Annotated in this window: 19 protein-coding genes and 1 other RNA gene; 5 read left to right on the top strand and 15 right to left on the bottom strand. The window is 69.5% G+C overall.

Annotated features, from left to right (window positions below; translation table 11 throughout):
* Positions 1-13: 13 nt before the first annotated feature.
* Positions 14-910, bottom strand: a complete 897-nt coding sequence (locus tag DDV73_RS16530) for a S8 family serine peptidase (RefSeq protein WP_240617326.1) — start codon at positions 908-910, stop codon at positions 14-16.
* A 140-nt stretch (positions 911-1050) separates the two neighbouring features.
* Here DDV73_RS16530 and DDV73_RS16525 point away from each other — a divergent pair, with 140 nt between their 5' ends.
* The gene (locus tag DDV73_RS16525; RefSeq protein WP_161962428.1) at positions 1051-2043 is read left to right on the top strand and encodes a helix-turn-helix domain-containing protein; all 993 of its coding nucleotides are present in this window, start codon (positions 1051-1053) and stop codon (positions 2041-2043) included.
* Between the two features lie 143 nt (positions 2044-2186).
* Here DDV73_RS16525 and ssrA read toward each other — a convergent pair.
* From ssrA to ftsE, 5 genes are all read right to left on the bottom strand, one after another.
* Positions 2187-2556: a transfer-messenger RNA gene (ssrA, locus tag DDV73_RS16520) on the bottom strand.
* A 101-nt stretch (positions 2557-2657) separates the two neighbouring features.
* Entirely contained in the window at positions 2658-3137 is a 480-nt protein-coding gene (gene smpB, locus DDV73_RS16515) for an SsrA-binding protein SmpB (RefSeq protein WP_109508367.1), read from the bottom strand.
* A 106-nt stretch (positions 3138-3243) separates the two neighbouring features.
* Complete coding sequence (locus DDV73_RS16510) at positions 3244-4491, bottom strand: M23 family metallopeptidase (protein WP_109508366.1); 1248 nt, start codon at positions 4489-4491, stop codon at positions 3244-3246.
* A 141-nt stretch (positions 4492-4632) separates the two neighbouring features.
* Positions 4633-5544 carry a permease-like cell division protein FtsX gene (gene ftsX / locus DDV73_RS16505; protein ID WP_109508365.1) on the bottom strand — a complete coding sequence of 304 codons (912 nt, stop codon included), beginning with the start codon at positions 5542-5544 and terminating at the stop codon, positions 4633-4635.
* 49 nt (positions 5545-5593) lie between these two features.
* On the bottom strand, positions 5594-6283 hold the full coding sequence (gene ftsE / locus DDV73_RS16500) for a cell division ATP-binding protein FtsE (protein WP_109508364.1): 690 nt from the start codon (positions 6281-6283) through the stop codon (positions 5594-5596).
* Between the two features lie 51 nt (positions 6284-6334).
* Here ftsE and DDV73_RS16495 point away from each other — a divergent pair, with 51 nt between their 5' ends.
* Together DDV73_RS16495 and DDV73_RS16490 are read left to right on the top strand one after the other, a co-directional pair.
* On the top strand, positions 6335-7222 hold the full coding sequence (locus tag DDV73_RS16495; protein ID WP_206050923.1) for an SDR family NAD(P)-dependent oxidoreductase: 888 nt from the start codon (positions 6335-6337) through the stop codon (positions 7220-7222).
* A gap of 19 nt (positions 7223-7241) precedes the next feature.
* Positions 7242-7859, top strand: a complete 618-nt coding sequence (locus tag DDV73_RS16490; protein ID WP_109508362.1) for a hypothetical protein — start codon at positions 7242-7244, stop codon at positions 7857-7859.
* A 178-nt stretch (positions 7860-8037) separates the two neighbouring features.
* On the opposite strand, the gene DDV73_RS28800 is transcribed toward DDV73_RS16490, so the two are convergent.
* Positions 8038-9417, bottom strand: a complete 1380-nt coding sequence (locus tag DDV73_RS28800) for a helix-turn-helix transcriptional regulator (protein WP_206050922.1) — start codon at positions 9415-9417, stop codon at positions 8038-8040.
* A gap of 153 nt (positions 9418-9570) precedes the next feature.
* On the opposite strand from DDV73_RS28800, the gene DDV73_RS16480 reads away from it, so the two are divergent.
* The gene (locus DDV73_RS16480) at positions 9571-10155 is read left to right on the top strand and encodes a hypothetical protein (protein ID WP_109508361.1); all 585 of its coding nucleotides are present in this window, start codon (positions 9571-9573) and stop codon (positions 10153-10155) included.
* Positions 10156-10198: 43 nt separating this feature from the next.
* On the top strand, positions 10199-11263 hold the full coding sequence (locus DDV73_RS16475) for a calcium-binding protein (protein WP_109508360.1): 1065 nt from the start codon (positions 10199-10201) through the stop codon (positions 11261-11263).
* Positions 11264-11279: 16 nt separating this feature from the next.
* Here DDV73_RS16475 and prfB read toward each other — a convergent pair whose 3' ends face one another.
* From prfB to DDV73_RS16435, 8 genes are all read right to left on the bottom strand, one after another.
* A complete protein-coding gene (prfB, locus tag DDV73_RS16470; RefSeq protein ID WP_109508359.1) occupies positions 11280-12392 on the bottom strand; it encodes a peptide chain release factor 2 in 1113 nt (370 codons plus the stop codon).
* Between the two features lie 180 nt (positions 12393-12572).
* Positions 12573-13007, bottom strand: a complete 435-nt coding sequence (locus DDV73_RS16465; RefSeq protein ID WP_109508358.1) for a pilus assembly protein TadG-related protein — start codon at positions 13005-13007, stop codon at positions 12573-12575.
* Positions 13004-13444: a hypothetical protein gene (locus DDV73_RS16460; protein ID WP_109508357.1), complete on the bottom strand. Its 441-nt coding sequence runs from the start codon at positions 13442-13444 to the stop codon at positions 13004-13006. The genes DDV73_RS16465 and DDV73_RS16460 overlap by 4 nt, the downstream gene beginning before the upstream one ends.
* Positions 13441-13839 carry a TadE family protein gene (locus DDV73_RS16455; RefSeq protein ID WP_240617325.1) on the bottom strand — a complete coding sequence of 133 codons (399 nt, stop codon included), beginning with the start codon at positions 13837-13839 and terminating at the stop codon, positions 13441-13443. The genes DDV73_RS16460 and DDV73_RS16455 overlap by 4 nt, the downstream gene beginning before the upstream one ends.
* 4 nt (positions 13840-13843) lie before the next feature.
* On the bottom strand, positions 13844-14041 hold the full coding sequence (locus DDV73_RS16450) for a hypothetical protein (protein WP_109508356.1): 198 nt from the start codon (positions 14039-14041) through the stop codon (positions 13844-13846).
* 19 nt (positions 14042-14060) lie between these two features.
* Positions 14061-15005 carry a type II secretion system F family protein gene (locus DDV73_RS16445; RefSeq protein ID WP_109508355.1) on the bottom strand — a complete coding sequence of 315 codons (945 nt, stop codon included), beginning with the start codon at positions 15003-15005 and terminating at the stop codon, positions 14061-14063.
* The gene (locus DDV73_RS16440) at positions 15002-15856 is read right to left on the bottom strand and encodes a type II secretion system F family protein (protein WP_109508354.1); all 855 of its coding nucleotides are present in this window, start codon (positions 15854-15856) and stop codon (positions 15002-15004) included. The genes DDV73_RS16445 and DDV73_RS16440 overlap by 4 nt, the downstream gene beginning before the upstream one ends.
* Positions 15856-17109, bottom strand: coding sequence for a TadA family conjugal transfer-associated ATPase (locus DDV73_RS16435; RefSeq protein ID WP_170126033.1), 1254 nt, complete (start codon positions 17107-17109; stop codon positions 15856-15858). Before DDV73_RS16435 ends, DDV73_RS16440 begins: the two co-directional genes overlap by 1 nt.
* Between the last annotated feature and the right edge of the window lie 13 nt (positions 17110-17122).

Here is a 17122-nt window from a genome sequence, read left to right as displayed (position 1 = left end):
TGTCCCCGTCCACCTACGAGGCCCGCCGGGCCACTACGCTGCCCACCGCGGCGTAATCAACCACCCACCGTGTCCAAGATCCGGGGCGAAGGCCCCCGATCCATTTGACGTCTGGTGCGACGCCGATCTGGTTGCCGGCGCCGTCGTCGCCGACCATGGTGCCCATCGTGTGGGTGCCGTGGCCGTTGGTGTCGGACGGTGCGTCCGGGGAGGTGCCGGCGGCGTCGAACCAGCTGTAGTTGTGATCGAACGTGCCGTCGCCGTTGTTGCCGCGGTACTTGTTCACCAGTGCCGGGTGGTCGTACTGGACACCGGTGTCGATGTTCGCGATCACGATGCCCGCGCCCTTGTCGCCGTACTGCGACCAGACGTCGTCGGCATTGATGTTTGCCAGGCCCCACTCGAGCGAGTTGACCTGTTGCACGGTCTGAGCGGGGGTGACCTTCGGCGCTTCGTAGGCGATAGGGGCGTAGAGGCCCTCGACCTCGGCGTGCTCGGCGAGGCTCTGCGCCACGCTCATCGAGCCGCCGGAGACTCGGATCGCGTTCGAGGCCCAGAAGGTCTGGTACTTCAGGTGCAGACCGTTGAGCTCGGCCCGGACCTTTGCCTGACTCTCGGCCGCGGTCTTGCGCAGCGCCGCGGCGACCGCCGCACCACGCTCGTTCCAGTTGGAGAGCTTGCTCGCCTGGGTCAGGTCGGCCTCGTCCTGGAAGCGGATCCAGAAGTCGGTGGTGGTCTTGGCCTCGAAGGCTTTCGTCAGCTCAGGCCTGATCTTCTTCGCCAGTGAGGGCGGGTCGGCCGCCGCTCCGGTTAGGGCCTGTGTGGTCACGCCGGTGACGACCAGCCCAACCACCGCCATCCACCCGATCACCGATCTGAGCAGCCACCTGCGTCGCTTGTTGACTAGCACCGCGTTCCTCCTTTGGACAGGCCGAGAGCCAGGTGTGCGACGCTAGCTCTCGAGGCTCGCACTGGGAACCGATCGGCAAGGCGTGTAGACGCCGTCGGCGTGAACACGCCAGGCAGGGTGAGTCGCAGATGGAGACAACAATGAGCCGAAGCGACGCCGAGAGTCTCAAGGCGCTGGGACTGAGTCCGGTCGAAGGTGACGTGTACGGGCTGCTCGTCGATCGGCATGCAGCCACGATCACCCAACTCCACGAGTGGCGACCTGACCTGTCGCGCGGCCGTCTTCAGGCCGCTGTAGCCGCGCTCCGCACGTCGGGGCTTGTCAGCCGGCTGCCCAACAAACCGGTGCGCTACGTCGCGGTCGCCCCAGAGATGGCGTTAGAGACGCTGATCCTCGCCCGTCAGGAGGATCTGCGTCGAGTCCGGGCCAGCGTGGAGGACCTCGGCAGGCGCTGGCGCCGAGCGGAGCGTGCCGTCGACGGGCACGAGCTCGTCGAGATCGTCTCCGGACTTGATGCGACTCGGCAAAGAGTCGAACAGATCCAGCGCTCCGCGCGACACGAGGTCATGATCTGCGACAAGCCGCCGTACGTCGACCCGACGACAGTACGCAATCCAGTCGAGTTCGAGGTGATACAGGAAACCCAAGTCCGCTATCGCGTGCTCTATGACCGCACCAGCCTGGAACTACCCGGCCGGGTCGAGGACATCACCGAAAGCATCGCCGCAGGGGAACTCGGCCGAGTCGCCTCCGAAGTCCCCATCAAGATGATCCTGGCCGACCGGCGGATCGGGATGATCCAACTCCATGGAGATCCCGAGGCCCTCGACTCGTCCATCATCGTGCACCCCTGTGGCCTGCTGGATGCCCTGCACGCCCTGTTCGAGACTCTCTGGATCCGAGCGGTGCCCCTCACCAGGGATCGCCCACTCTTGGCCGAGCATGAACTGGTCGTTGACGATCACCTGATCCGACTTCTCGCCGCTGGTCTCACCGATCAGGCCATCGCCCGCCAGCTGGACATTGGCTACCGCACGGCCCAGCGACGCATCCAGTCCTTGATGACGACGCTCGGGGCCAGTAACCGTCTCCAGCTCGGCATCTGCCTTGTCCGCGACGGCTGGTTGCGATGACGCTCGGTCACCGAGACCAGTCATCGTGCTGGCCCGATCCGGGGGTGCGGGTGGCGAAGCCCCCGCCCGCGCGACGAAGTCGCGCACAAATGACGAGAGCGAAGTGGATCGCGCAGTTCTGCGAACACACTTCGCCCTCGATCTCGTGGAGCTGGCGGGAATCGAACCCGCGTCCTCGAGCGTCGAACCAGGTCTTCTCCGGGTGCAGTCGGTGATGGCGTTTTCTCGGCCCCGGCGCTCGCACAGACACGTCGCCGACAGGCCCAGTCACGAAAAAGTCCCGATCAACCTCCGTGACGAGGGTTGAAAGGCAAGTCCCCTAGATGAGGCCAGGGTCCGGGACGGAGACGGATGCCCGGTCTGACCCTTCGATCACTGCTTAGGCAGCGAGAGCGAAGTTGTTGCGCTTAGAGTCGGCAACTATTGGTTTCCAGCGATCGTTTACGAGATGACGCTGGCTTCTCGACCCGCTTCCCCTGGAACTAACGTCCCAAGTCGAAACCGATCAGCCCCTCTTGAGTTGTACGCCGGCCCAGTCGTGCAGCCGGTCGATCCAGTCTACGTGCTCAACGCTGATCCGCCCCACCGAGATTCCCGGCCAGCCGAGCGCGCTGTCAGTCGGTGTACCCCTTGAGCCGGCGGCCGATCGCCTGCTCCTTCTCGCGCGTAGCCTGGCGCTCGGCGAGCGAGTGCCGCTTGTCGTACTCCTTCTTGCCCTTCGCGAGCGCCAGCTCGACCTTGGCCCGGCCGTCCTTGAAGTAGAGGGAAAGCGGGATCAGCGTGTAGCCCTTGTCGCCGATCTTCCGCTCCATCTTGGAGATCTCGGCGCGGTTGAGCAGCAGCTTGCGCTTGCGGCGCGCGGAGTGGTTGGTCCAGGTGCCCTGGGCGTACTCGGGGATGTGTACGGCGTGCAGCCAGACCTCGCCGCCGTCGATCTCGGCGAACCCGTCGACCAGCGATGCCCGGCCCTCACGCAGCGACTTCACCTCGGTACCCACGAGGACCAGCCCGGCCTCCCAGGTGTCCTCGATGTGATAGTCGTGTCGCGCCTTCTTGTTCTGCGCGATGAGCTTGCGCCCCTGCTCCTTGGCCATCCGCCCATTCTTTCAACTGACCGCAAGCGGCTTTCGCTCCGGTAGTCGCCTTGGTTTCGAGACGGTTGCTGCGCAACCTCCTCAACCGGCGGCCAGGCCCGCAGCCTTACAACCAGCTCAGGGGGTCGACCGGGTTGCCGTTGCTGGTGACAGTGAAGTGGAGGTGGCAGCCGGTGGACCAGCCGGTGGTGCCGACGTACCCGATCACCTCGCCGCGCTCGACCCGGTCGCCGACGCCGGCGGTGTAGCTGCTGGCGTGGTTGTAGATCGTGGCCAGGCCGACGCCGCGGACGAAGCCGTGGTCGATGATCAGCCGGTTGCCCCAGGCGGTCTGGTAGTACGACGAGATCACGGTGCCGCTCGCGCCGGCGTACAGCGGCTGGCCACAGCCGGCGCCGAAGTCGGTGCCGTCGTGCAGCGAGTAGTAGCCGTAGATCGGGTGCACCCGGTAGCCGAACGGCGAGGTGACCGCACCGGCGACCGGGTAGCCCAGATAGCCGTCGCCCGACTGCGGTCCGCCGTGCGGCGAGCCACCCTCCGCGTCTTGGTTGGCCTGTTCGGCGAGCTCGCGCGCCTTCTCGGCGGCCTCGCGGAGCTTCTCCTTGATCCGCTCCTGCTCGGCCTTCAGCTCACGCAGCGTCGCCAGGTCCGCCTGCTTGGCCTGGAAGGCGTCGGTCGCGGCCTCGGAGCGGGCGGTCACCAGGCGGCGCACGCTCGCGGCGTCGTCCTCGGCCTGCTGCTCCAGCGTCTCCATCAGGTCGAGATGGTCGGCTGCGGCCTCACGCTGCAGCTGCACCTCGTCCTTGGCGTCCTCCACCTTGGTCTCGTTGACCTCGAGCAGCACCTCGGCGGCCTTGAGCTCGTCGTACCGCCGGTCCTCCTGGGAGGCCGCCATGTCCACCGCCGCGTTGCGCCGGGTGATCTCGGAGGCGTCGCCCGAGCGCAGGATCCCGGCCAGGCCGAGCAGCTGCGGGTCCCCGTTGGCGTACAGCGAGGCGATGGTCCGGCCGAACTCCTTGCGCTGCTCGAGTACGTCGAGCCGACCGGCCGCGAGCTGGGTGCGCGCCAGCTTGAGCTTGGCGATCGCGTTCTCGAGCTTGGTCTGCATCTGGGCGTCGCGCACCTTCGCGGCCGCCAGCTTCCCGCGCGTGCGCGCGAGCTGCTGCTGGGCCGCGGTGAGCTCGACCTTGGCGCTGTTCAGCTTGGCGTACGCCGAACGCGCGGTCGCGCTGGACTCCTCGAGGGCGTCATGAGCGCTGTTCAGCTGTCGCTGGACGCGCCGCTCCTTCTCCTTCAGCTCGTCGGGGTCGTCTGCGTGAGCGAAGGGGACGGCGACAATGCCAACGGCAAGCACGCAGGCCGCGGTAGCGGCTGCAACGCGGCCCTGGGCTAACGGGCGCGGGAGGGTACGGGGGAAGGAACGCACCTTTATGCCTTTGTTTGTTCGGGACCTGTCAATCTCTCTTGGGAACTCCTCGAAGGTAACCGGGCGAACTCACACTTTGATGTATTTGCGGGTCAGTAGGAGTGTCGGAACAACGCTGATCACGACCGCGAGAACGGTGACCCAGAAGACCGCGCCGACCACTGCGTCGAAGCCGATCCAGGGCGTGATCCGGATCTTTCCGCGTACCTGTTGGTCGATCACGAAGAACCAGAACGACAGCAGCGCCGTCGCCGCGAGGGCCACGCCGATCAAGGCGGTCACCAGCGCTTCGAGCAAGAACGGCAGGGTGATGTACAGCGAGGAGGCGCCCACCAGGCGCATGATCCCGATCTCCTTGCGACGCGCGAACGCAGCCAGCCGGATCGTGTTGCCGACCAGCAGCAGCGCGGCCAGGACCAGGAAGATCGCGATACCCCAGGCGCCGTACTTGAGCGCGTCGATCGAGGAGTAGATCGGGTCCAGCTCGTCGCGCAGGTCGCGGACGCCGGACACGCCGTCCAGGCCGATCACGGCGCTGACGATCCCTTCGTACTCCTTCGGGTCCTTCAACTCGATCCAGACCGTCTCCTGCATCGCCTCCGCGGTCGCCGGCGGGTTGGGCCCCTCGAAGAGGTCCTCGCCGAGCAGCTTCTTGACCTTGTCGAAGGCCTCCTGCTTGCTCTCCTCGTGGTGGCCGGCGACCTCGGGGTTGTCCTCGACGACCTTGAGTACGGCGTCCCGCTGCGCGTCGGTCACGTCGCTGACGCACTTGACGTTGGGGTCGTTCTCGGTGCACAGGAAGACCGTGATCTGCAGCTGGCTGCCCCAGTAGTCCTCGGCCTCCTTGGTCTGCTCGTTGAGCAGGAACCCGAGGCCGACCAGGGTCAGGGAGACGAACAGGGTCAGAACAACGGCGACATGCATCGACAGGTTGCGGCGCAGACCCTGGCCGAGCTCGGAGAACACGTAGCGAAGGTGCATCAGAAGGTTGCCCTCTCGATGGACTCGATGGACGGGAAGTACGGAAGGGTCACTGCTCGAGGCCGTAGCCGCCGCGGGTCTGGTCGCGGACGACCACGCCGTCCTCGAGCTCGACCACGCGCTTGCGCATCTGGTCGACGATGCCGGCGTCGTGGGTCGCCATCAGCACGGTGGTACCGGCGCGGTTGATCCGGTCCAGCAGCTTCATGATCCCGACGCTGGTGGTCGGGTCGAGGTTTCCGGTCGGCTCGTCGGCGATCAGGATCATCGGCCGGTTGACGTAGGCGCGGGCGATCGCGACCCGCTGCTGCTCACCGCCGGACAGCTCGTCGGGCATCCGGTCGCCCTTGCCATCGAGGCCGACCAGGTCGAGAGTCTCGGGGACGGCCTTGTCGATGTAGGAACGCGAGCGGCCGATCACCTGCAGCGCGAAGGCGACGTTCTCCGAGACGGTCTTGTTGGGCAGCAGCCGGAAGTCCTGGAACACGGTGCCGATCTGGCGGCGGAGACCGGGGACCTTCCAGCCGGCGAGCCGGTTGATCTCCTTGCCTGCGACGTACACCCGACCCGAGGTGGGGCGGTACTCGCGGAGCACGAGCCGGAGGAATGTCGACTTTCCGGAGCCGGACGTGCCGACGAGGAAGACGAACTCCCCCTTCTCGATATCGACGTTGATCTGGTCCAGCGCCGCGCGGGCCTGCCCGGCATACGTCTTCGTGACCTTCTCGAAGCGAATCACCCGGCCGAGTGTAGGTGACGGGTCACAGCGATCCGCACAGCCTCCGCGTATATGCGACGTCCGATTGCCGCCGGTCTTCCGCGGGACGGCGAGGAAGGCTCGATGTGTCAGTACCTCCACGGAAGGACACTCATGGACCTCAAGCTCGCTTCGCACGTCTCCGTCGTCACCGGCGCCTCGCGGGGAATCGGGCTGGCGATCACCCGGACCCTGCTCGAGGAGGGGGCGAGCGTGGTGGCGGCGTCCCGGAAGGTCAGCCCTGAGCTCGACGCTCTCGCCGGCCCGCGGCTTCTGCACGTCCCCGTCGACCTGATGGATCCCGAGGCGCCCGCGCACGCCGTCGAACGGGCGGTCGAGGCGTTCGGCGGCCTGGACAGCCTGGTCAACAACGCCGGCGGCCCGCCGCCGGGCACGCAGCTGCCGCGGTTCTCGTTCCTCGCGCCGACCGACGACGACTGGCGAGAGATGTTCGAGTTCAACCTGTTCGCGACGGTGCGCGCGATCCGGGCCGCCGTACCGCATCTGCTCTCACGCGGCGGCGGCTCGATCGTGAACGTGACCTCGACCATGGCTCAGCAGCCGGCAGCGGTGAACGTCGACTACGGCGCCGCGAAGGCGGGGCTGGCGCACCTGACGAAGTCGCTGGCGGCGGAGTACGGCCCGCAGGGCATCCGCGTGAATACGGTCGCTCCCGGCCCGGTCGAGACCCCGTGGTGGACCGACCCCGGTGGCGCGGCGGACATCTTTGCCGAGGCGACCGGCAGCACCCGCGAAGAGGTGCTCGCCTCGGGCGCGGCCACGGCGATGAACCTCACAACCGGTCGGCTGATCGACCCTCAGGAGATCGCGGACGTCGTCGCGCTCCTGCTCTCGCCGCGCTCGGCCAGCACGTCCGGTGCCCGGTTCGTCGTGGACGGAGGCCAGTTGAAGGAACTCTGACCTCGCTTATGGTGTGGCCATGCGCCCGCTCGTTCCCGCCTCCGCGGCTCGCTTGTTCGTGGCCGCGTTCGTGGTGTGTACGACGGCGGCCTGCACCGGTTCGGGCGACGAGCCGAGCGAGCCCTCGGCCGCGCCGCCCGCCACCGCTCTCGGCGATCTCGACACCTCGTCGGTGACCGTCGCCCGGGCCGACTTCTGCGGTGCGATCCCCAAGTCGGCAGCGGAGTCGGCGCTCGGCGCCGAGGTCGCCCGCACCGCCCACTATGGCAACGGTGACTCGGTCGAGCTCGCCGCGAGCGTCACCGATGTGTCGCACGAGTTCGGGTGCCGGTTCGTGAGCGAGTCCGGCGCGGAGGCGCAGGCCTGGGTCTTCGCACCTCAGGTGACGCGTGCCCGGGCGCGCGAGCTGGTCGCCGAGGCGAAGCGTCCCAAGGCATGTAAGGCAATCCCTCGGGCCGCCGCCTTCGGTACGCCGTCGGCCGCGGTCACCTGTCGGGGGAAGAGCAGCGTGACGGCGTCGTACCGAGGACTGTTCGGTGACGGCTGGCTCGCGTGTGCGGTCACCCGGAAGGCGGTCGCCGGACTCCCGAAAGCTGCCGACCAGTGGTGTTCGGCCGTTCTGCAGGCAGCCCGCTAGCTCGGGTGGTCGAGCAGCGAGCGCCAGCAACCGCAGCATCGCGGGCGCGGCCACGCGGCCGCGATACTGGGGCCGTCGTCGAGACCACCAACCCGGACGTGGTCTCGACGACGGTTGCTGCGCAACCTGCTCGACCACCCAAGAACTAACTGCGCCAGCTGCTCGACCACCGAATGGGCTAGCTGCGGAGGTAGGCCAGGACGGCCAGCACGCGGCGGTTGCTGCCGGCGTCGGCGTGCAGGCCGAGCTTGACGAAGATCGCGCTGACGACCGGCTCGACCGTCTTGATGCTGAGGTGGAGCTCCTGACAGATCGCGGCGTTCGACAGGCCCCGCGCCATCAGCTCCAGCACCTCGTTCTCCCGCGGGCTGAGCCCATCCAGGAAGCCGGCCCGGCGCTGGCCGGCGACGACGTCGGCCAGGTTCAGGTGGTCAACAACCAGGGCGGCCTGGGAGGCGAGGTCGTCGAGGAGTTTCGCCTCGGCCAGCGACAGCCGGTCGGCCCGTGGCCGGTCGACGGTGATCGCTCCAGTGACCTCGCCTTGACGCTCCACCGGCCGCAGGTGCAGGTCGGGTGCTGCCCGGAGATCGGCCAGGGTGGCCGGCGCGATGTAGGCGTCGGTCTCCGGCCACACCCCGACCGCGTGCAGCTCGCGCTCGCCGACCCTGATCCACAGGGTGGCGGCGGGCGCGGCCAGCGCCTCGGCCACCGCCCGCGCCAGGTTCGTCGGCAGATCGTCGGACCGGGCACCCGACCGGGAGAGCCAGCTGAGCGCGGAGTACGCCCTCGCCTGCTGGCCGTGCACGACGGCCAGCCCGGCCGCGACCGGGACCAGGCAGGCCGTCAGCAGCCCCGGACGCGGTGTCTGCCAGACGGCCAGGCCGACCGCCAGCGCCACGACCGAGACGGCCGCCGCAAGCACCAGCCACGCCAGCTGGCGCCGTACCGGCGTGGTCGCCCCGCGCCAGCGGGCGACGATCGCCACCACCCACAGCACCTGGAAGATCGCGTACGACGGGTGCGCGAGGGCGTCCCACACGGTGCTGACCGACTGCGATGCCTCGGGGTTCACCGGGTGCTCGAGCGGCATCGATGTAGCGGCGTACTCCACCGGCCACAGCGCCGACAGCGCCGCACACACAGCCGCGATCAGCACGACCGCCGCCGCGACCCAGCGCCAGCGCGGCGACGGCAGCCGGCCGTCGGGGAAGCAGAAGACAGACAGCGTCGCGAGCGCGAGTGCCACCGCGATCGGCCACACGCCCAGCCACCCCAACCAGCGATCGACCCAGCTGTCGGGTGAGGTCGACCAGTGGCCGACCTGGCGTCCGTAGAACATCACTGCCTCGACGACGCCGGTCGCCATGAAGAGCAGGCCCTCGCGGTGACCGGGGCGCTGGAAGAGCACGTACGCGCCGACCAGGGTGAACGCGAGTGCCAGCAGCCCGTTGTGCAGGTTCGCCAGCCACATCCCGCGGGCCTGTCCGAGGGCCACCAGCACGACGACGCCGCTGACCAGCAACATCGGCACGAGACCGCGCGGTCCGCGGGAGTCCATGGCGACATCGTGGCACGCGATCAGGCGGCCGCTCCCCAGGGTTTTCCCTGCTTCTTCGGCGGCTGGGCGGTCCAGGGCTAGCCCCGTGGCGACGCCGGCGGTCGCGGCGACACGGTGATGGCTCACTGCTCTCACGAAACGGAAGGAAGTCCGATGACCACCACTGCCCTGCACACGGCCGAACGGGCCGCCACCACTCCCACCGAGCGCCTGCTGACCGCCTCGCTCGCGGTGGCGCCCCTGGTCTACCTCGCCGCCGACACGACGTACGCCGCTCGCGGCTGGGACGACGCCACCGCCGGCGTACTCCACGTCCTCGGCGCGATGGCCTACGGCTTCGTCGTACTCCGGGTGGCCGGTTGGCTGCCTCCCGAGTCGAGGCTGAAGGCTGCCATTGTCCTCACCGGACTGATCGGCATGGCCGGAAACGTCGCCTACGGCTTCGACACCATCCACATGTCGCTCGGCGACACCGCACTCGTCGATCAGTCCGGCGCGGCGAACCTGATCAAGCCGCTGGGGCTGTTCTTCCCGCTGTCCTTCGCCCTGGTCGCGGTCGGGCTGGCCAGGCTCGGCCACCGCTGGCAAGGAGCTGTGGTGCTGGCCGCGATCCTCGCCTGGCCGATTGCGCACATCGGCAACATCGCGGAGGTGGCGATCCCGGTGAACGTGGCGCTCGTGGTCGCCTTCGGCAGCCTGCTCTGGTCGGCGAATCGGCAGTCAGCGCGGCCCGAATGACGTAGCCTCCCCCTGGTCTGCACGCTCATTCCAGGGGGAAGCCATGCTCAAGACCATCGCCGTCGGCTGCGTCGTCGCCAGCCTGACCGCCGCCGCAACCGTCGTCGCCGCGCCCGCCAACGCCGCACCTACCTGTGCCGGCAAGCGCGCCACCATCGTCGGCACCGAGGGTCGTGACGTACTCGCCGGCACCCGAGGCGACGATGTGGTCTACCTCGGCGCCGGGAACGACCACTTCCAGGGCGGCACCGGCAACGACCTGGTCTGCGGAGGTGCCGGCGCCGACTGGCTACGCGGCATGGGCGGCAACGACCGGCTGCGCGGCGATGCCGGAGCCGATCACCTCGAAGGAGACGACGGCAACGACATCCTGAGCGGAGGCGGCCAGTACGACGAGGTCGAGTTCGATGGGGCCGATGAGGGCATCCGGGTCAACCTAACCAAGCACGTCGCCCTCGGTGAGGGCAGTGATCAGGTCTTCGACGTCGAGGAGGTGATCGGCACCGACCACGACGACACGATCATCGGCTCCGACGGTCCCGACCGCATCAACGGCTGGGGCGGCCGAGACGACATCCAGGGACTCGGGGGCAACGACAGCATCGATGTCTACGGCGCGGGGAGCGTGGTTCGCGGCGGTCGCGGCCATGACGGCCTGCTCGCCGACCGCCGGGCCGAGCTCCGCGGTGGCCCGGGTGAGGACTACTTCTCCGTCTGGGCCGGGGTCAGTGCCTTCGGCGGGCCCGGCAACGACGAGTTCAGCATCCTCGGCGGGCGGTTCGAGGCATTCGGTCAGCAGGGCACCGACAACATCGAGTTCGTCAACGCATCCGGCGGTGGCTTCAGCCTGGACATGGCCTCGGGGAAGGGTCGCTGGAACTCCGGAACTGCGTTCACAGGCCGTGGCTTCGAGAACGCCCAGGGGTCGCAGAGCCGGGACACGATCTGGGGCACCGCCGGCGCCAACGACATCTACGGGGAGCGTGGTCACGACAGGCTGTACGGCCGGGCGGGCAACGACCGCGTCCAGGGTGACGACGGGCGAGACACCGTCGACGGCGGCCCGGGCGCCGACGACTGCTCGGGTGAGGTCCGGCGCGCCTGCTGAGTCCGACTGGTTGGCGTCAGTTCTGGCCGGCGGCGCCGCGGCGCCAGCGGATGCCGGCCTCGAGGAAGGCGTCGATGTCGCCGTCGAAGACGGCCTGCGGATTGCCCGTCTCGTACGTCGTCCGCAGGTCCTTGACGATCTGGTACGGGTTCAGCACGTAGTTGCGCATCTGGTCGCCCCAGCTCGCGGCGACGTCGCCCTTGAGGTCCTTCTTCAGCGCCGCCTCCTCGGCCTTCTTCAGGGCGAGGAGCTTGGCCTTGAGGACGACCATCGCGGACGCCTTGTTCTGGAGCTGCGACTTCTCGTTCTGGCAGGAGACGACGATGCCGGTCGGGATGTGGGTCAGCCGGACCGCCGAGTCGGTGGTGTTGACCGACTGGCCGCCGGGGCCGCCGGAGCGGAACACGTCGGTGCGGATGTCGTTCTCGTCGACCTCGATCTCGTCGGTCTGCTCCAGGACCGGGACCACCTCGACCGCGGCGAACGACGTCTGCCGGCGTCCCTGGTTGTCGAACGGGCTGATCCGCACCAGCCGGTGGGTGCCCACCTCGACCGAGAGGGTGCCGTAGGCATAAGGGGCGTGGATCGCGAACTCGGCCGACTTGATGCCGGCCTCCTCGGCGTACGAGACGTCGTAGACCTCGACCGGGTACTTGTGCTGCTCCGCCCAGCGCGTGTACATCCGCATCAGCATCTCGGCGAAGTCCGCGGCGTCGACGCCACCGGCGCCGGAGCGAATGGTGACGATCGCCTCGCGGTCGTCGTACTCGCCGGACAGCAGGGTGCGGACCTCGAGCGCCTCGACCGCCTTCTTCACCCGGCCCAGCTCGGCGCCGGACTCGGCCAGAGACTCCGCGTCGTTCTCCTCCTGCGCGAGCTCGACCATCACCTCCAGGTCGTCGACCCGGCCGTTGAGCTCAGTGAACCGGTCGACCTCGCCCTGGAGCGCCGACAGCCGTCCGGTCACCCGGGTCGCGTTGTCCTGGTCGTCCCACAGGTCGGGTGCCGCGACCTGCTCTCCCAACTCGGCGATCTCGCCGCGCATCTTGTCCAGATCAAGCACCTGCTCGATGGTGCGCATGGTCGCCTGAAGCTGCTTGATCTCTTGGTCGAAGTCGGGTCCTGCCACAAGGAGCAACAGTACGGCACCGCGGGAGGGATGAGACCGGCGCTCACGGCCCACGGTCCGGCGACGCGGCTCGGCGGGCCGTTTCGGCCTTGGTGATCCAGGTGTGTCACTACGCGGTCCGTAGTGACACACCTGGATCACCAACCGGAGGACACCCCCTTCAGGCGGCCGTCCCGTCCGCTAGCCGGAGATCTCCAACGCAGCCGAACCCTTGGCTCCGATTGTGGCGCCACCCGCGGTGCCCGGGACGGCCAGCGGCAGGTCGAGGCCGGCGGTGATCCGGACCACGACGCCGTCCTCGGTGACCGCGACGGTGTAGGCGAGGTCCGGGTATCGCTCGTAGGCGCCGGCTTCGCGGAGGTGTTGGGCGACCGCTGCCCGAGCGGCGGTCGCGTCGAGATCCGCGCGCTGCTCGCCGATGCCGTCGGCGTACGAGCTCGCGCCGGTGACGCCGCCATTGGCACCGGACAGGGCGGCGCCCTCGGCGAGAGTCGCCAGCGACTGCCGCTGCAGGTACGCCGCCGACGCGTCCACCACGACCGCCACCAGGATCGCGAGGATGAAGAAGAAGCCGACGATCATCGGCGTGGTCTGACCGCGCTCGTCGCGAGTCATCTGTGGCCCTCGCGGTAGGTGCCGTAGGGCACCCGGTGGTGAGCGTCGAGACGGAAGCTCGGGGTGTCGCTGCCGAGCATCGCCGGCAGCAGCGGCAGGTCCACGCGGGTCCGGATGTCGACGGTGATCACCGAGCCGGGCAGGTGGCAGTCACCCGGGTCCGGCACGCAGCCGACGTCGATCTCGGCCGAGTCGGCGTCCAGGCCCTGGTCGCGCATCGCCAGCCGTGCCGCGGCAGCCGCCCGCGCCTCGCCCTCGGCCGGTGAGGGCGCGAGCGCATAGGCACGAGCGGCGGCCCGGGAAGCGGCGGTGACGCCGAAAGCGCCGCGCTGGACGTCGAACACCGACAGCACGACGTACATGAGCGGGACCATCAGCAGGATGCCGAGCCAGGACACCTCGATCAGCGCGCTGCCCCGTTCGTCGCGGCGGTTCACGGCTCGGTCACCTCCTCGATCGCGTGTCCTTCGACGCGGATCCTGACCGCCGGACCCCAGAGCCCGAGCGGCGGAACCTCCGCCTCGACGGCGACGACCACGCCGGGGGCACCCTCGACGGTCGTCGACGACGCGTCGACACTGCTGGCATAGCGGCCCGAGATCGCCGTACTGATCTCGGTGCGGGCCTTGGCCTCACCGTCGCCGAGGCCGCGGTCCTGGGTGGCGGCGTACCGGGCGCCCTCGGAGGCCGCCGAGGCGAGGGTGTTGCGGACGTGCAGGACCAGGGCGAGCTGCAGGATCCCGAGGAACAGCGGGATCAGGATCAGCATCACCAGCACGAAGTCCACGACCGCGGAGCCGCGTTCGTCTCGGCGCCGCGCGGGTCCGGCCACGTTGCTACCGTCCGCTGACCGTGGCGAGCGCGTTCTCCAGCATGCTCGACAGCTCAGGCCTGGCAATGCCGGTCAAGGCGGCGACGACGGTCGCCGACATGACCGTGATCATCACCCAGCCGGGGACGTCACCGCGCTCGTCGCGGGTGCGCAGGACGGCGGCGACGTACAGCCGGATGAGTGCGTATTCGACGGTTCTCATGTGTCTTCTCCCCGTGGTTTCAAGGTGTGGTCAGGCTGAGCCCGACGAAGCCGGGCCAGAAGGCGAACATGATGGTGACCGGCAGGACCAGGAAGACGACGGGCACCATCATCGCGACCTCCTTGCGAGCGCCGGCCTCGATCAGCTCGCGGCGGCCGGCCTCGCGGACATCGGCGGCTTGGGCGTGGAGTACGTCGGCTAGCGGGGTGCCCCGCTCGACCGCGACCGCGACCCCCTCGGCGAAGCGGGCAACCAGCGGAAGCCCAGCGCGGGCGGCCAGCCGGTCGAAGGCCGAGCCGACCGGCTCGCCGGTGCGGACCTCGGCCAGCACCTTCGCCAGGTCTCCGGACAGCTCACCGTGGCTGCGGCGGACGACGCGGTCGAGCGCCGCGACCGGTGACTCCCCCGCCGCCACCGACAACGCCAGCAGCTCGGCGATGGCCGGGAACTCGGCCAGGATCCGGCGCTCGCGCTCCTTCACCTGGGCGGTCAGCCGGTTCTCCCGGAGCAGCACCCCGGACGCGAACGCCAGGAGGCAGACCAGCAGCCCTGGAAGTGCGCTGCCCGGGTCGCGGAGCAGGCGGAGCCCGACCAGGACGGCCGCGCCCGCGAAGCCGACCAGGCCCCACTGCACCTGCTCGATGCGGAACTCGTGGACGGTCTTGTCGATGCCCGCCCGCTCCAGCCGGCGGCGTACCGAGGCCGCGCCGCCGAGCACCCGCTCGACCGACTCCGCCGCGCCCTGAACGAGCGGCCCGAAGACACTGGCGAACGCCGACGCCGACTGCTTCGACGAGGCGGCACGCATCGGCACCACGCGCCCGACCTGCGGCAGGTCACGGACGTAGGGCAGCACCCGCGTCTCCAGCGGAGTACGCCGGATCGCGGCGAGCCGGGACAGCACGAGCAGTACGCCGAGTCCGGCCGTCAGCCCGAGCAGGATCCCCCACAGCGTCAGGCTCATGCGAGGATCCGCCGCTCGCTCGGCAGCCGACCCAGATGCACCATCGCTCGGTAGGCGCCCACGCAGACCGCGGCGCCGACGGCCAGGATCAGCACCCCGGTCGGCGAGGAGTAGCGCTGGATCACCTGCGACTGGAACGACATCGTCAGCAGCACCAGCCACGGCGCCGCGACCGCCAGCCGGGCGCCGTTGACCGCCCACGCCTGGCGGGCCTCGAGCTCGGACCGGGTGCGGGCGTCGTCGCGGAGGTACGACGAGAGGTTGCGCAGCAGCCGGCCGAGCTCTCCGCCACCGACCTCCCGCGCGATCCGGAGCCCCTCCACGACCCGGTCGCCGACCGGGTCTGCCAGCGCCTCCTTGAGCCGGTCGAGGCAGTCGGAGAAGCGGCCGGTCACCTGGTAGTCGAGTGCGAACTGCTCGAACGCGCCGCGCAGCGGCTCCGGCCCGCGCACCGCGAGCCCGGCGAGCGCCTCCGGCAGCGACATGCCGGCACGCACGGCGCTGGCGAGGTTGTCGACGGCCTCCGGCCAGACCTCGGCGAACTCACGCTGCCGGCGCCGCGCCCGGCCGGCCACGACCGCCACCGGCAGGTAGCCGCCCAGCAGGCCGAAGACCACGGCGACCGGCGGCGTACCGGACACGACCAGGATCACCAGCGCGACCGCGACTCCCAGGCCCGCGCACAGCAGCACGAAGCTGGTCGGCGACACTCCGCCGATCCCGGCCCGCGCCAGCAGCCGGGCCGGCCAGCCCGGCCCGCGGCCGGCGGACCTCGACCGGCGCGGCAGGAAGAAGGCCGACCAGATCAGCATCAGCCCTACGCCGACCCCCAGCCCGACCAGAGCACCCATCAGCGCGCCCCCGACAGCAGCCCGCGCACGTCGATACCGACACGCTCGTACCGTTCCGGCCGCGGTGGCATCCCGCCGACCAGCCGCAGCTCGTTGCCGGTGCGGGCGAAGATCGTCTCGGTCTCGATGACGTCGTTCTCGACGCGGCCCGGGACCGCGACGATCTCGTTGGTACGGCGTACTCCGCGCTCGTCGATGCCGAGATGGACCACCAGGTCGACGGACGCGGCGACGGTCGGCACCACGAACCGCGCCGAGATGTTCTCGCCGGCCAGCAGCGGCAGCGTGCACATCTTGACCAGCGCCTCGCGGGCGCTGTTGGCGTGCAGCGTGCACATGCCGGGCAGCCCGGCGTTGAGCGCGAGCAGCAGGTCGAGGCACTCCTCGGCGCGGACCTCGCCGACGACGATCCGGCTGGGCCGCATCCGCAGGCTCTCCTTGACCAGCTCCCGCAGCCGGATCCCGCCGGTGCCTTCGAGCCCGGACTGCCGGGTCTGCATCGGCACCCAGTCGGGGTGTGGGAAGCGCAGCTCGAAGACCTCTTCGCACGAGACCACCCGGTCGCCGCCCGGGATCGCCGCGGCCAGGCAGTTCAGCATCGTGGTCTTGCCGGCCTGGGTGCCGCCGGCGACCAGCACATTGAGGCCGGCCCGGATGCTGGCGTCCAGGAACGCCGCGGCCGGCACCGACAGACTGCCCAGCTCGACGAGATCGTGTAGCCGGGCCGCCTTCAGCACGAACTTGCGAATGTTGACCGCGGAGAAGCCGCGCGAGATGCCTTCGAGTACGACGTGCAGCCGGTGACCCTCGGGCAGCATCGCATCCACGAACGGCTGGCTGATGTCGATCCGGCGACCGCTGGACTTGAGCATCCGCTCGACGAGCTCGTCGACCTGCGCCTGGGTCAGCACCAGGTTGGTCAGCTCGTGCCGGCCGCCGCGCGCTACGAAGACCCGGCTCGGGTCGTTAATCCAGACCTCCTCGACCGCCGGGTCATCGAGGAACGGCTGCAGCGCGCCGAACCCGGCGACCCGTGCCACCAGCTCGTCGATCACGCCCCGCGGGTCCTCAATCGGCGCGACCGCACCGGTCAGGCTGAGCTGGTCATGGGCCTCGACAATGGCCTCGGCGATCCGGCGGACTACGCCGTTGTCGCGCTGCGGGTCGACCCCCTCACGCCGTACAACCTCGCGCACCCGGCCGTCGAGCTGCTCGACAAGCTCGACCGGGGTGTCGCTGAAGGTCACGGTCATCGGCGGTCCTGTC

Origin of the sequence: Nocardioides speluncae (assembly GCF_003121585.1) — a bacterium.
GTDB classification, from domain to species: domain Bacteria; phylum Actinomycetota; class Actinomycetes; order Propionibacteriales; family Nocardioidaceae; genus Nocardioides; species Nocardioides speluncae.
This window is presented reverse-complemented; position numbering and strand designations above follow the sequence as displayed.

Bases quoted from the DNA above. Each gene is read 5' to 3' on its own strand.
- smpB (WP_109508367.1), bottom strand. From the start codon at position 3,137: ATGGCCAAGGAGCAGGGGCGCAAGCTCATCGCGCAGAACAAGAAGGCG.
- DDV73_RS16525 (WP_161962428.1), top strand. From the start codon at position 1,051: ATGAGCCGAAGCGACGCCGAGAGTCTCAAGGCGCTGGGACTGAGTCCG.
- DDV73_RS16445 (WP_109508355.1), bottom strand. From the start codon at position 15,005: ATGAGCCTGACGCTGTGGGGGATCCTGCTCGGGCTGACGGCCGGACTC.
- DDV73_RS28800 (WP_206050922.1), bottom strand. From the start codon at position 9,417: ATGGACTCCCGCGGACCGCGCGGTCTCGTGCCGATGTTGCTGGTCAGC.
- DDV73_RS16440 (WP_109508354.1), bottom strand. From the start codon at position 15,856: ATGGGTGCTCTGGTCGGGCTGGGGGTCGGCGTAGGGCTGATGCTGATC.
- DDV73_RS16435 (WP_170126033.1), bottom strand. From the start codon at position 17,109: ATGACCGTGACCTTCAGCGACACCCCGGTCGAGCTTGTCGAGCAGCTC.
- DDV73_RS16465 (WP_109508358.1), bottom strand. From the start codon at position 13,007: ATGACTCGCGACGAGCGCGGTCAGACCACGCCGATGATCGTCGGCTTC.
- DDV73_RS16495 (WP_206050923.1), top strand. From the start codon at position 6,335: ATGCGACGTCCGATTGCCGCCGGTCTTCCGCGGGACGGCGAGGAAGGC.
- DDV73_RS16475 (WP_109508360.1), top strand. From the start codon at position 10,199: ATGCTCAAGACCATCGCCGTCGGCTGCGTCGTCGCCAGCCTGACCGCC.
- ftsX (WP_109508365.1), bottom strand. From the start codon at position 5,544: ATGCACCTTCGCTACGTGTTCTCCGAGCTCGGCCAGGGTCTGCGCCGC.
- DDV73_RS16450 (WP_109508356.1), bottom strand. From the start codon at position 14,041: ATGAGAACCGTCGAATACGCACTCATCCGGCTGTACGTCGCCGCCGTC.
- DDV73_RS16480 (WP_109508361.1), top strand. From the start codon at position 9,571: ATGACCACCACTGCCCTGCACACGGCCGAACGGGCCGCCACCACTCCC.
- DDV73_RS16490 (WP_109508362.1), top strand. From the start codon at position 7,242: ATGCGCCCGCTCGTTCCCGCCTCCGCGGCTCGCTTGTTCGTGGCCGCG.